At 37.2% G+C, this 13,416-nt stretch carries 11 protein-coding genes and 3 riboswitches; of the genes, 10 read left to right on the top strand and 1 reads right to left on the bottom strand.

What is annotated here, in order from left to right; all coding sequences use genetic code 11:
* Positions 1-88 precede the first annotated feature (88 nt).
* From LD272_RS04830 to LD272_RS04810, 5 genes are all read left to right on the top strand, one after another.
* A complete protein-coding gene (locus LD272_RS04830; protein WP_226035462.1) occupies positions 89-1,051 on the top strand; it encodes an AAA family ATPase in 963 nt (320 codons plus the stop codon).
* Entirely contained in the window at positions 1,051-2,316 is a 1,266-nt protein-coding gene (locus LD272_RS04825) for a DUF58 domain-containing protein (RefSeq protein WP_226035461.1), read from the top strand. The genes LD272_RS04830 and LD272_RS04825 overlap by 1 nt, the downstream gene beginning before the upstream one ends.
* On the top strand, positions 2,316-4,547 hold the full coding sequence (locus tag LD272_RS04820) for a DUF4129 domain-containing transglutaminase family protein (protein ID WP_226035460.1): 2,232 nt from the start codon (positions 2,316-2,318) through the stop codon (positions 4,545-4,547). The genes LD272_RS04825 and LD272_RS04820 overlap by 1 nt, the downstream gene beginning before the upstream one ends.
* A 31-nt stretch (positions 4,548-4,578) precedes the next feature.
* Positions 4,579-4,682: riboswitch (purine riboswitch) on the top strand.
* A gap of 88 nt (positions 4,683-4,770) precedes the next feature.
* Positions 4,771-6,309 carry a glutamine-hydrolyzing GMP synthase gene (gene guaA, locus LD272_RS04815; protein WP_226035459.1) on the top strand — a complete coding sequence of 513 codons (1,539 nt, stop codon included), beginning with the start codon at positions 4,771-4,773 and terminating at the stop codon, positions 6,307-6,309.
* Between the two features lie 95 nt (positions 6,310-6,404).
* A riboswitch (purine riboswitch) is annotated at positions 6,405-6,507 on the top strand.
* Positions 6,508-6,609: 102 nt separating this feature from the next.
* Positions 6,610-7,923 carry an NCS2 family permease gene (locus LD272_RS04810; RefSeq protein WP_226035458.1) on the top strand — a complete coding sequence of 438 codons (1,314 nt, stop codon included), beginning with the start codon at positions 6,610-6,612 and terminating at the stop codon, positions 7,921-7,923.
* A gap of 91 nt (positions 7,924-8,014) precedes the next feature.
* On the opposite strand, the gene LD272_RS04805 is transcribed toward LD272_RS04810, so the two are convergent.
* A complete protein-coding gene (locus tag LD272_RS04805; RefSeq protein ID WP_226035457.1) occupies positions 8,015-8,443 on the bottom strand; it encodes an Hsp20/alpha crystallin family protein in 429 nt (142 codons plus the stop codon).
* A gap of 866 nt (positions 8,444-9,309) precedes the next feature.
* Between LD272_RS04805 and LD272_RS04800 the strand changes: the two genes are divergently transcribed.
* From LD272_RS04800 to purB, 5 genes are all read left to right on the top strand, one after another.
* Entirely contained in the window at positions 9,310-9,876 is a 567-nt protein-coding gene (locus LD272_RS04800) for a DUF2179 domain-containing protein (RefSeq protein ID WP_226035456.1), read from the top strand.
* Positions 9,851-10,063: an NETI motif-containing protein gene (locus tag LD272_RS04795; RefSeq protein ID WP_226035455.1), complete on the top strand. Its 213-nt coding sequence runs from the start codon at positions 9,851-9,853 to the stop codon at positions 10,061-10,063. The genes LD272_RS04800 and LD272_RS04795 overlap by 26 nt, the downstream gene beginning before the upstream one ends.
* A gap of 138 nt (positions 10,064-10,201) precedes the next feature.
* Positions 10,202-10,301, top strand: a riboswitch (purine riboswitch).
* Positions 10,302-10,470: 169 nt separating this feature from the next.
* Positions 10,471-10,962, top strand: a complete 492-nt coding sequence (purE, locus tag LD272_RS04790) for a 5-(carboxyamino)imidazole ribonucleotide mutase (RefSeq protein ID WP_226035454.1) — start codon at positions 10,471-10,473, stop codon at positions 10,960-10,962.
* Positions 10,949-12,076: a 5-(carboxyamino)imidazole ribonucleotide synthase gene (gene purK, locus LD272_RS04785; RefSeq protein ID WP_226035453.1), complete on the top strand. Its 1,128-nt coding sequence runs from the start codon at positions 10,949-10,951 to the stop codon at positions 12,074-12,076. Before purE ends, purK begins: the two co-directional genes overlap by 14 nt.
* 30 nt (positions 12,077-12,106) lie before the next feature.
* Positions 12,107-13,399 (top strand): adenylosuccinate lyase, encoded by a 1,293-nt coding sequence (gene purB / locus LD272_RS04780; protein ID WP_226035452.1) that lies wholly within the window; start codon positions 12,107-12,109, stop codon positions 13,397-13,399.
* Positions 13,400-13,416 lie beyond the last annotated feature (17 nt).

Here is a 13,416-nt window from a genome sequence, read left to right as displayed (position 1 = left end):
CTTGTGTATAACCAACCCAAATGTAGTATAGTTATAGTAGGTAGTATGTAGTAGTTATGCATACGTGGATAATGGAAGGAGTTTATCTATGTCGCAGCAAACATTTTTGTATAATCCAAAAGTTAACAAGGTATTAAAAAATATTAAAAAAGTAATGATTGGGAAAGAGAAAGAGGCAACATTAAGCTTGGTTGCTCTTTTAGCTGAAGGCCATGTTTTGTTAGAAGATGTTCCTGGTGTTGGTAAAACAATGCTCGTGAGGACATTAGCAAAGTCACTGGATTGTGAGTTTAAAAGAATCCAGTTCACGCCTGATTTGTTACCATCGGATGTCACGGGTGTTTCTATTTATAACCCAAAAGAAATGGAATTTGAATTTAGAGGTGGACCAATTTTAGGAGATATTGTTCTTGCTGATGAGATTAATAGAACATCCCCTAAAACTCAATCCTCTTTATTAGAGGCAATGGAAGAGATGAGTGTAACGGTTGATGGAATGACCATTCAGCTAAATTCACCATTTTTTGTGATGGCGACGCAGAATCCAATTGAATATGAAGGAACTTATCCTTTGCCTGAAGCCCAATTAGATCGGTTTATCTTGAAATTGAAGATGGGCTATCCAACTCCAACTGAAGAATTAGAAATGCTTGAAAATACATCAAAAGACCATCCAATTAAATCAATTGAGGCTGTTATGAATAAAGAAGAACTAATGGATGTCCAAAGAGAAGTTAGAGAAGTTTTTATAGAAAAAAATGTGCTCCATTACATTATTCAGCTAGTGACAGCGACGAGAGACCATCCGTCTGTTTATTTAGGTGTTAGTCCAAGAGGATCGATTGCACTGATGAAGGCCGCAAAAGCGTTCGCGTTTATTCATGATCGTGATTATGTTCTTCCTGATGATGTGAAGTATTTAGCTCCTTATGTTCTTGCACATCGTATTATATTAAACTCTGAAGCGAAATTTGAAGGAACTACTACTGAAACGATTATAGCGGAGTTATTAAAGGAAATATCCATCCCTGTTAGAAAGGAATATTTTTAATGAAAGAAAATCTTAGCTTTGTGCTAAAGCTAATCCAAATTTTGTTGGTATTTGGTACTTTATACTCCTATGCGATGTTTCAAGGCGGATTTGTCAGTTGGTTTTTATTCTATAGTTTTCTCCCCCTCTTCGTTTATTTGTTTTTATTGTTATTATATCCAATATCCAAATGGTCGGTGAAACGAACGCTATCAAATCACGTTAAAAGAGCTGGTGAGAGTATCACCGTCGATATAGATATAACTAGAAAGTTCGCCTTTCCAATCTATTATTGTGTAATTGAAGAATTTTTCCCATCATCAATTAACTACACAAGTATTGGTCATCAAGATTATAAGTATTTGAATCAGCCGGAAAAAGTTGTTGAAAAAAGAATGGTTAAAAAGATCACATTTCCTTGGTTCAAACGAAATTTCCATTACCAGTACACATTAACAAACCTGCCTCGTGGTGAACACAAATATCACGCAATCCGTATTAAAACGGGTGACTTCTTTGGTTTTATTAAGAAAGGTTACGTCTTTCCAGTTACGAATCGTTTATTGGTTTATCCCCGCTATCGAACTATCTCTATAAAAAAAGGATTAAGTAGATTTGATGAAGGTGCTTCTACTTCGCTTATGATGAATTCAAAAAATAACAATATGGTATCTGGCGTTAGAGAGTACGCACCTGGTGATCGTTTTTCCTGGATTGATTGGAAAACTACAGCTCGGAAAGATTCAGTTATGACTAAGGAATTTGAACAGGAAAAAAGTTCTAGTATTCTCCTAATATTAGATACCGTTGACTATGAAGGCCTGAATAGGCTTACATTTGATGCTAGTATTGAACTTACGTTTTCATTAATAGAGTCATTTAATAAGAAAACCTCGCAGCTAGCCTTTTTAGCCCTAGGAGCAGAGAGAGTTTTTATCCCTTTTCAACAAGATTTTAGTAAACAAGAGTTGATGAATCATTTTCTTGCAAAAGTTAGACCTGGTGGTGATAGTCCCTTTCATCATCAACTGGCTGATGAGGTAAAGAAAGTACCATATGGTTCAATTACGATGATCGTTATCACCTATCTTAATTCTGAGATTAAACAATCAATAGATATGGTCAAACAGAAAAGTAATCGAATCATTATTTATTTGATAAAACCATCTTCAAAGATTACTAGTCAAGATTATCAAATGATTCAACAGCTTTCGGTCGAAGGTGTAATGATTAATTTAATTACTGAGGAGAAGTTAATTACCCAAGAATTCGAGGTGAACATCTAATGGTGCGTTCGTCTTTGAATCAATCAGCAGTTACTCAATATATTGTTTATATTTGTGGGTTCTTATTATTTTGGGAATGGCTACGGCCATTAGAATCAATTACCGATACGGGTAATCTAGTATTATTTGTTCTTTATGCCGCCTTTTGTTTTTTTATCTCGATGCTAAAGGTGAATTGGTGGTTATCTGTACCCTTAAAACTTTCAGGTATTGTTATTTTGATCGATGGATTATTTTTAACAGAACCTATTTTTAGTTCAGCTTGGTTTCATTTATGGTTCCTGCACCTTCAATTCAACCTTGAAATGATAGTGAACAGGCAGTGGGTAGACATGACACCATTATTTAGAAGTCTATTGTTTTTACTGCTACTTTGGACAATGAGTTACTTGCTTTATTATTGGTTTGTAGTAGCAAAAAGGATTTTTCTTTTTGTGTTGCTTACGTTCATTTATATAACTGTGCTAGATACGTTTACAACTTATCAAGCAGACGTTGCTATTGTACGGACCTTTATCGTTTCGTTAGTTGCCATGGGTATCTCTAGCTTTTCACGTGAAATGGATAGAGAATCTATTAACTATGAAAATACGAAAAATACGATAACCAGGATTGTTCCTATACTCGTACTTATCGCTTGCCTAACGATAATTGGTATCATTTTGCCAAAGCATGAGCCAAAGTGGGCAGATCCTGTTCCTTATCTAACAAGTACTGCTGAGTATGCTGGTGTTGGTGGTAATGGTGGAGATACAGTTGTTCAAAAAGCAGGATATGGAGAGAATGATTCTAGATTGGGTGGGTCATTTATCCAAGACTACACACCTGTCTTCAGGGCTGCTGTGCAGGAATCTCATTACTGGAGAATAGAAACAAAGGATAGATATTCAGGTAAAGGCTGGGAAAGTTCAGAAGAGCTGAACTACCAAGAACAGCCTGCTGGTGAAATTTCGTTACATTTATTTCAGGATACAGTAGATACAACGGAGAAAATTGCAATGGTAAGCTTTGAGGCAGATGCACATATTTCTAAATTAGTTTATCCATATGGCATACAAACTGTTTCCAGTAATTACCGAGTCCAGTATTTATTGGACCAAGAAACAGAAGCAATAGTCGGTGAAGGTCCAGAAGAAGAAGTGCTATTAAATAGCTATCAGTTAAGGTATAACTATCCATCCTTTTCAATTAATCAACTAATGGAATCAGGGGATAATGATCCAAGCGATATTCAGGAGAAATATTTACAGTTGCCTGAGAATTTGCCAAAGCGAGTTGGTGATTTAGCTGAGCGAGTAGTAGCTGATGACGAAACAAGGTATGACAAAGTAACAACGATTGAGCAGTATTTTAATCGAAACGGTTTCGTCTATCAAACAGATGAAGTATCCGTGCCAGACCAACAAGAGGATTATGTTGACCAGTTTCTATTTGAGACTAAAGTGGGTTACTGTGATAATTTTTCTACTTCAATGGTAGTTATGCTTCGTACTTTAGGAATTCCTGCCCGTTGGGTAAAAGGGTTTACATCTGGTGAAATGTTAGTAGGAGAGGACAAACCTGGCGGCGTTCCAAGTGACATGGAAGTTTATGAAATTAGTAATTCAAATGCACATTCTTGGGTAGAGGTTTATTTTCCAGATGTAGGTTGGGTACCATTTGAACCAACACAAGGTTTTTCTAATCCGGTAGATTTTTACCAGGAACAAGACCAAACGGAAGAGACAGAAACAGAAAGTGTTGCAGAGCAAGATGAAGAAGAAGAAAATGAAGAAGATTTCGCAGGGAACTTTCAAGACTTTCCGGAAGACTTTGAACAAGAATTAGCTGGAAACTCAGGTGCCAAAAATTATGATACATCTAGGAATTGGATTGTCATTATTAGTGGTGTTGTTGTTTTAATTTTAGCTAGTTTATCCCTTTATTTGACAAGGTATCGTTTTATGTCATTAATGATGATTCGAAAGTATAAAAACAAAAATGGAGTAGTAGCTGCTCAAAAAGAATATCACTATTTATTAAAGCTACTTGATCATAAAGGGTATAAAAGAGAAAAGGGTCAGACACTGCGAGAATATGCACGATTTGTAGATAGAGAGCTTCAAACTACCGATATGAGTCGGTTTACGTATTTTTATGAGCGAATGATCTATCGAAATGAACAAGATTCGTCCCAAAACAAACAGATAACAGAATTATGGGAAAATTTAATTAGGCAATCATTGTCTTGACCTAGTATTATGTCATTGATAAAATGATATAAATCTAAAAGCTTATATCCTTCATATATACTCAGAATGTATGGACTGAGTAGTTTCTACGAAGACGCCGCAAATGTCTTTACTATGAAGGTGGAAATCACTTGTTTTTTTAACGTTGATTTCTGCCTTCTATATGAAGGCAGATTTTTTATTTGCTGAATCAAATATAAGTAGTTAAAAAGGAGACGTAGACATGGACCTAAATAACGAAATGGTTTTAGTGTTAGATTTTGGAAGTCAATATAACCAATTAATTACTAGACGGATAAGAGAGTTTGGCGTCTATAGTGAGTTACATTCTCATCGACTAACGGCTGAAGAGATTAAGGAAATGAATCCAAAAGGAATTATTTTATCTGGTGGGCCACATAGTGTTTATGATGAGAATAGTTTTCGTTGTGACGAACGAATTTTTGACTTAGGTATTCCTGTTCTTGGTATTTGTTATGGAATGCAATTAATGACACTGCATTTTGGTGGAAATGTAAGAAGAGCTAAAGATAGAGAATATGGTAAAGCGGAAATTAATTTAGCAAATGAACCAATCCTATTTAAAGGAACACCGAGGTCTCAGACTGTATGGATGAGTCACGGTGACAAAGTGATTGAACCGCCAATAGGATTTGAAATTGACGCAACCAGTACATCTACACCAGTTGCTGCTATTAGTGATACAAAACGTCAATTTTTTGGTGTCCAATTTCATCCGGAAGTTAGAAATACCGAGTACGGCAACGAGCTACTTAAACAATTTGTTATCGATGTTTGCCAATGTACTGGGGACTGGACAATGGAAAATTTTGTTGATCAGGAGCTAGAAAAGATTCGCTCAAAAGTTGGAGACAAGAAAGTCTTGTGTGCACTTAGTGGGGGAGTGGATTCATCAGTTGTAGCTGCACTAATCCATAAGGCTATTGGTGATCAATTAACATGTATTTTTGTTGATCATGGGCTCCTTCGAAAGAATGAGGCAGACATGGTAATGGAAACTCTTCAAGAAGGATTCAATATGAATATTATTAAAGTAGATGCACAAGAACGTTTTCTATCAAAATTAAAAGGTGTATCTGACCCGGAACAAAAAAGAAAAATCATAGGTAATGAATTTATCTATGTGTTTGACGATGAAGCAGACAAGCTTAAAGAGATCGATTATTTAGCGCAAGGCACGCTATATACAGATATTGTTGAGAGTGGTACAGAGACAGCGCAAACGATAAAATCACACCATAACGTTGGTGGATTGCCAGAGAATATGCAATTTGAATTGCTTGAGCCACTTAATACTTTGTTCAAAGATGAAGTGAGAGTTCTGGGTATAGAGCTTGGATTACCTGAAGACATTGTTTGGAGACAGCCTTTTCCTGGTCCAGGTCTTGGTATCCGTGTGTTAGGAGAAATAACCGAAGAAAAACTTGAAATCGTTAGGGAATCAGATTGGATCCTAAGAGAAGAAGTAAAGAATGCTGGTTTAGAACGTGATATTTGGCAGTACTTTACTGTTCTCCCTGACATCAGAAGTGTTGGTGTGATGGGCGATGCTAGAACGTATGACTACACGATTGGCATACGTGCAGTTACTTCAATCGATGGTATGACTTCTGATTGGGCAAGGATTCCTTGGGAAGTGCTCGAAAAGATTTCAACTCGGATGGTCAATGAAGTTGAACAGATTAATCGAGTAGTCTATGACATTACTAGTAAGCCACCTGCAACGATAGAGTGGGAATAAAAGTAATAGCCGAACGTTATATTATTTTGTAATAAAAACATTCGTTTTTTGCTTGACTAGATTGTTATTCGCTAGTATTATAAATAATGTACTTTTAATAATAAATAAATAACTGTCGTATAATTTTGGGAATATGGCCCATGAGTTTCTACCAGACCACCATTAATTGGTCTGACTACGCCGGTGTTTTGCAAAATTTTAGTTATGTATTTGCAATTTTCCGGTTTAGTTAATGGTAGCACTCACTTGGCACTTTAGTGAGTGCTTTTTTTGCGGCAAAATTCAGGGGAGGAATTAATAATGAAGAAGTTTTTCCAGTTTGAGGAGTTAGGTACTAATTTCCGTACCGAATTTATTGCCGGTCTGACAACGTTCTTATCAATGGCTTATATCTTATTTGTTAACCCGATTACTTTAACTGCTGATGGTGCAATCGATATGGACCAAGGGGCAGTATTTACAGCAACGGCACTTGCTGCTGCGGTTGGTACGTTAGTAATGGGTCTTTATGCGAAATATCCAGTTGCACTTGCGCCTGGTATGGGACTGAATGCATTTTTTGCATATACAGTGGTACTAGGCTGGGGAATTCCATGGGAAACTGCTTTAGCGGGTGTATTAGCTTCAGGCCTTATTTTTATTGTTTTAACATTAACTGGCTTACGCGAAAAGATAATTAATGCAATTCCTGGTAACTTAAAACTTGCTGTTGGTGCTGGTATTGGCTTGTTTATTGCATTTATTGGTTTTCAGAATGCTGAAATTATTATTGCTGACCCTGCAACTATGGTTGCTTTAGGCGATTTAACATCGGGTCCTACCTTATTAGCTGTTTTTGGTATTTTAGCTACAGTTATTCTTCTTACGCTAAACGTAAAAGGCGGGGTTTTCTATGGAATGATTATCACAGCCATTGCGGGGATGATTTTCGGTTTAATTAGTCCTCCAACTGGAATTAGTGATGTTGTAGGTTCTGTTCCTAGTCTTGCGCCAACGTTTGGTCAAGCATTTGTCGAATTTGGAAATATTTTCACTGGTCAAATGCTGGTAGTTATTCTAACATTCTTGTTCGTTGACTTTTTTGATACTGCTGGAACATTAGTAGCGGTTGCAACAAAAGCTGGGTTGATGAAAGACAACAAGCTTCCTCGTGCTGGTAAGGCATTACTTTCTGATTCTACTGCTACAGTTGTTGGGGCGGCGCTTGGTACTTCGACAACAACTTCCTATGTTGAGTCAACTACTGGTGTTAGTGCTGGTGGTCGTTCAGGATTTACATCAGTTGTTACTGCAGGATTCTTTTTGTTAGCCTTAATTTTCTCGCCGTTATTAAGTGTAGTAACTGCGTCAGTAACTGCACCGGCGTTAATTATTGTTGGTGTGTTGATGTGTACTGTATTAAAGGATATTGAGTGGGAGAAGTTTGAAGTTGCAGTTCCGGCATTTTTAACAATCATTATTATGCCGCTTGCATACAGTATTGCTACGGGTATTGCTATGGGATTTGTGTTCTATCCAATTCTTATGGCAGTTAAAGGAAGAGCGAAAGAGATTAATCCAATCATGTGGTTCCTGTTTGTGGTATTTGTTCTATATCTAGCATTCTTGCATTAGAATAAAAAGAAAAGCTTTGGCCAAACAATGTGGTCAAAGCTTTTCTTTTTTAATTGTCAATAAATGAATATGACTTTGAAAATCAACCTAGTTAATCTAAGTGTTTAATTGCAAGTTTGTTTTTGCTAGTTTGTTCTCTAATTAAACGGTGTAATTGTAGGACGAGTAACCCGTGCTGATAAGTAGCGTCAATTTTATCACTACGAACAGGATATGGTAATTCAATTTTTCTCTCAAATGCCCCGTGGATAATTTCATCTTTAATTACCTGTCCGCCACCATGTTTAATATCTATAATTCCTTTTAATTCTAATGTTGCATAATCAACAAATACATCTATTTTTTCTAAATCTTTAACACCAGGCAAATTAACGTAACAAAGCAATTCATTCTCAAATTGATATAGATTCACTTGAGGTACAGGTGGCTTTAGAACATCCTCAAACTCATTCCAAAAACTATCTCCAAAAAAGTTATCCATATTTTTTTTCCATTCATTCATATTACTGAAGGGATCCATTAAATACTGCCTCCTTAATAATTGAATTTTTTAACAGCATTCTGTATTTGGCGTACTAAGCCTGAATGCGATATAGTGTATGCATGAATCGTTTATGGGTGAATATCCTAATAGGCGATATCATGAATAAATTAGGCTCTTTTCGCACAGTTTGTTGCTATTGATAGAAACTGCGACGTAACGCTCGTTAGGATTTGCTATCTTCCGGTCTTTATAAGATGAGTGCTAAATCAGCGCTGCGGAAATACACTTCGCTTTCTGCGGGTGGCTGCTGAGCCTCCTCGTGCTGCGCGACTTTGGGGTCTCATCTATGCCTTTCCTCCCGCAGGACTTGAATAGGCATCCTTGAAACAACATCGCACGCAGAAAATTCGATTTGTGAATTTTCAAGGAGTCTTCGTGTATTTCCTCCGCTTAGAATAGCTTTCTATTCAAGTGGGAAGAACTCCGAAAAACGTTGAATTGACGGTAAATAGGTACTCGCTAATCAGAACACCACTACTCAGCGAAAGCAGAATACGAAGACTCCTATGGGAACAGCGAAAGGTTTTCGATGGGACGAGTAATCGCAGTCCCACGAGCCGAAGACCCCGGAAGAATCGTTCTTTGATTCTGAGGCTTTAGGCCGTGCCCATGGAAAGCGAAGTATTCTGCTGAAGCGATCGTATAGCACTCGATTCACTGGAAGAATTAAATCCTAACCAAAGTTAAGTCGGATTCTATAGTAATTACTCTTTAAGATTTAATACTTGGAAAAAGCAACAAATGTTTTCGGTGGGACGAGTAACCGCAGTCCCACTCTTTTAGAAACAGTCTTATATTAGAATAGAAATATTAAATGAAGAGAGATTTAGGAGGCATTTACTATGCTGGATAATGCAATAATCATGATTCTGATTATTTTATCGGTGAACGTTTTTTACGTGTCGTTTTCGACGATGCGAGTAATTTTAACCCTTAAAGGTAGAAAGTATATCGCTGCAGTTATTGGGATGTTTGAGATTACCATTTACACGTTGGGACTTGGACTGGTATTGCAAAATTTAGAAAGAATAGAAAATTTAGTAGCCTATGCGCTTGGATATGGAATAGGTGTCATTGTAGGTTCGAAAATAGAAGAAAAGCTTGCATTAGGATATATTACTGTCAATGTTGTATCGAAGGACCCTGAACTTTCCTTTACTAGGCAACTACGGGATAAAGGGTACGGGGTAACAAGCTGGATTGCATATGGGATGGATGGTGACCGATTGTCGATGCAAATACTAACACCTAGAAAATATGAATTGCAATTATACCAAGCAATACAAGAAATTGATCCCAAAGCATTTATCATCACTTATGAGCCGAAGCAAATTCATGGAGGCTTCTGGGTCAAACAAGTAAGGAAAGGGCGTTTATTTAAAAATGTCAAAAAACCACAAGAAAAATAACTCGAAAAAAAGATTTGAATTACAACAAGGCGAAACAATTGATCAATGCTTAGATCGAATAAAACGAGAAGGATACACACCTGTAAGAAGAGCGGAAGTACCTGTTTTTCAAGAAGTAAGTAAAAATGGAGAAACTACCTATCAGCCAGTAAGTAAACAAATAGTATTTGATACTATACCACTCTAAATACGAACGATATAAAATAAAGTGGTTTAATCGTTCGATAATTATTGTTATATTTATTGACATGATTCTTAATTGCTTGTTATTATGTATGTGTGTCAATTTCGTATTTACAGATTGGTTAATGTAGAATTATTTTGAAATATAAAGTATCGTAGACCTCATATAATTTCGGGAATATGGCCCGATCGTCTCTACCCGTCACCGTAAATGATGGACTATGGGGGAAGATGGATCATTGTATATATACAATGGTTATTTGAATGCATATCAAAGAGCTCGTTACGACTATGCCTATTCATCTTCTCTCATTCCTTGAGGAGATGTATAGGCATTTTTTATGGTCTTGTACAGTGAGTCAACCTAAAAACCTACTAAAAATGATTAGTAATAGAAAAGAGGTCTTTATTATGAACAGTGTTGGTGTGATTATGGGAAGCATATCGGATTGGGAAACAATGAAAAGTGCTTGTGAGATATTAAATGAACTAGATATTCCATTTGAAAAAGAGATTATTTCTGCACATAGAACGCCAGATGATATGTTTAACTATGCAGATTCTGCTAAAAATAGAGGCTTAAAAGTAATCATTGCTGGAGCGGGTGGAGCTGCCCACTTACCGGGCATGATTGCAGCAAAGACAACTCTTCCGGTTATTGGTGTTCCAGTACAATCCAAGAGTCTTAATGGATTAGATTCATTGTTATCTATTGTACAAATGCCTGGAGGAGTGCCAGTAGCAACAGTAGCAATCGGGAGTGCCGGTGCGAAAAACGCAGGAATATTGGCGGCACAAATTCTAGCAGCTTTTGATGATGAAATCTCAACAAGACTAATAGATTATCAAGATCAAATGAAAAAAAAGGTTGACGAGATGAGGGAACAACTTGCGACAAAATAGGATATTACCTGGAAATACAATTGGAATAGTCGGTGGTGGTCAGTTAGGGAGAATGATGGCTGTTGCAGCAAAACACATGGGTTATCGAATTGTTGTGTTAGATCCAACGCCAGATTGTCCAACTGCACAAGTAAGTGATCGCCATCTTGTAGCTGCGTACGATGACAGCAAAGCTATCCAACAGTTAGCCGAGTTAACAGATGTAATTACGTATGAATTTGAAAATGTTGACCTTGCATCTGCACAATATCTTGAAAATCAAGGTATTCTCCCACAAGGGGCAGCGTTATTAAAAATCACCCAGGATAGAGAGAATGAAAAGAAGGTATTGGTAGAAAATAATTTGCCAGTTGCTGATTTTGCGGTTATTCAAAATAAGGCAGATTTGGATAAAGCATTAGATCGCATTGGCTTTCCTTTAGTCCTCAAGACTTGTCGTGGAGGTTATGATGGAAAAGGTCAATTTAAATTACAATCAGAAGTCGACATGGCGGATGCACTAAAGTTTATCAAGAATAATGATCGATTGTTACTAGAACAATGGATTGAATTTGAAAAAGAGATATCGGTTGTATTCACTAGGTCAGCAAATGGAGAGATGACGGTTTTCCCAGTTGCTGAAAATCATCACAAGGACCATATCTTAGATCAGACAATCGCTCCTGCTGTTGTGAATGATGTTGTTAAAGAGAAGGCATTGAAAGCAGCTTATACGATTGCTGAAGGAATAGGTGTTGTCGGTACGTTCGCGATTGAAATGTTTGTTCAAGGAAATGATATCTATATAAACGAAATGGCGCCAAGACCGCACAACTCAGGACACTTTACGATTGACAGTTGTAACGTATCACAGTTTGAACAGCATATACGAGCGGTCTGTGGGCTCCCGTTAATACCGGTTGAGTTTCAGGGAGCAGCGATTATGATAAACCTAATTGGTGATGATATCGAGGACTGCCTAGCTCGCATTGATGAACTAGGTGAGGCACATATTCATGTATATGGAAAAAAGGAAGTCAAGCCAAAACGAAAAATGGGACACATCACTTATGTTGGTTCTGATTTAAATGAATTGCAGCAATTAGTTGAAACTAAAACTAAAGGAACAAACTAACACAGATAAAGAAACTTAGGAGGACATGTAATGATTAGTCGTTATACACGTGAAGAAATGGGAGCAATATGGACAGATGAAAACAGGTTTGATGCTTGGCTAGAGGTAGAAATATTAGCATGCGAGGCATGGAGTGAACTTGGAATTATACCAAAAGAAGATGTGAAAAAACTTCGTGAAAATGCGTCATTTGATGTCAATCGAATTTTTGAAATAGAACAAGAAACTAGACATGATGTCGTAGCATTTACAAGAGCTGTATCGGAAACGCTTGGCGAGGAAAGAAAGTGGGTTCATTACGGGCTGACTTCAACTGATGTAGTAGATACTGCCCTGTCTTACACATTAAAACAGGCAAACCAAATTTTGAGAAAAGATATTGAACGGTTTGTTGACATTCTAGCTGATAAGGCAAAGGAACATAAACACACCGTACAGATGGGTAGAACACATGGTGTCCATGCGGAACCTACGACCTTTGGCCTGAAAATGGCGCTTTGGTATGAAGAAATGAAACGCAATTTAGAAAGGTTTAATGCAGCCGCGAAAACAATCGAAACAGGAAAATTATCTGGAGCTGTTGGAACGTACGCCAATATTGATCCGTTCGTTGAAGAATATGTGTGTGAAAAATTAGGACTTTCAGCTGCGCCGGTATCGACACAAACCTTGCAAAGAGATCGACACGCGCAGTATCTTTCTACACTAGCTTTAATTGCCAGTTCAATCGAGAAATTTGCAACAGAGATTCGAGGGTTACAGAAAACAGAAACAAGAGAAGTTGAGGAATTTTTTGCTAAAGGACAAAAGGGTTCATCGGCTATGCCACATAAAAGAAATCCAATTGGATCTGAAAATATGACTGGTATGGCAAGATTGATTCGTGGGTATATGGTGACGGCTTATGAAAATGTTTCGTTGTGGCACGAACGTGATATTTCGCATTCGTCTGCAGAACGTGTGATTTTGCCAGACGCCACAATTGCACTTAACTATATGCTAAACCGGTTTTCGAACATTGTTAAAAACCTGACTGTGTTCCCGGAAAATATGAAAAAAAATATCGACAAAACATATGGCGTAATATTCTCTCAACGTGTACTACTGTCGTTAATTGATCAAGGGATGAGTAGAGAAGAAGCATACGATATTGTTCAACCAAACGCAATGAAAGCATGGGAAGATGCAATACCTTTCAGAGAATTAATAGAGGCTGAGAAGAAAATAACTTCGACATTAACAACCGACCAAATTGATGATTGTTTTGATTACACCTATCATCTAAAAAATGTTGATCGCATTTTCGACAAGATTGGTTTATAGAAGGATTGACTAAAACT

It is taken from the genome of Aquibacillus saliphilus (genome assembly GCF_020404745.1).
In the GTDB taxonomy this organism is placed as follows: domain Bacteria; phylum Bacillota; class Bacilli; order Bacillales; family Amphibacillaceae; genus Aquibacillus; species Aquibacillus saliphilus.
Note: the sequence above shows the minus strand (reverse complement) of the source record. Positions and strands in the feature narration are given on the sequence as shown.

What these genes read in the sequence shown, in the direction of transcription:
- guaA (WP_226035459.1), top strand. Translation starts at nt 4,771, where the DNA reads ATGGACCTAAATAACGAAATGGTTTTAGTGTTAGATTTTGGAAGTCAA.
- purE (WP_226035454.1), top strand. Translation starts at nt 10,471, where the DNA reads ATGAACAGTGTTGGTGTGATTATGGGAAGCATATCGGATTGGGAAACA.
- purB (WP_226035452.1), top strand. Translation starts at nt 12,107, where the DNA reads ATGATTAGTCGTTATACACGTGAAGAAATGGGAGCAATATGGACAGAT.
- LD272_RS04820 (WP_226035460.1), top strand. Translation starts at nt 2,316, where the DNA reads ATGGTGCGTTCGTCTTTGAATCAATCAGCAGTTACTCAATATATTGTT.
- LD272_RS04810 (WP_226035458.1), top strand. Translation starts at nt 6,610, where the DNA reads ATGAAGAAGTTTTTCCAGTTTGAGGAGTTAGGTACTAATTTCCGTACC.
- LD272_RS04805 (WP_226035457.1), bottom strand. Translation starts at nt 8,443, where the DNA reads ATGGATCCCTTCAGTAATATGAATGAATGGAAAAAAAATATGGATAAC.
- LD272_RS04795 (WP_226035455.1), top strand. Translation starts at nt 9,851, where the DNA reads ATGTCAAAAAACCACAAGAAAAATAACTCGAAAAAAAGATTTGAATTA.
- LD272_RS04830 (WP_226035462.1), top strand. Translation starts at nt 89, where the DNA reads ATGTCGCAGCAAACATTTTTGTATAATCCAAAAGTTAACAAGGTATTA.
- LD272_RS04825 (WP_226035461.1), top strand. Translation starts at nt 1,051, where the DNA reads ATGAAAGAAAATCTTAGCTTTGTGCTAAAGCTAATCCAAATTTTGTTG.
- LD272_RS04800 (WP_226035456.1), top strand. Translation starts at nt 9,310, where the DNA reads ATGCTGGATAATGCAATAATCATGATTCTGATTATTTTATCGGTGAAC.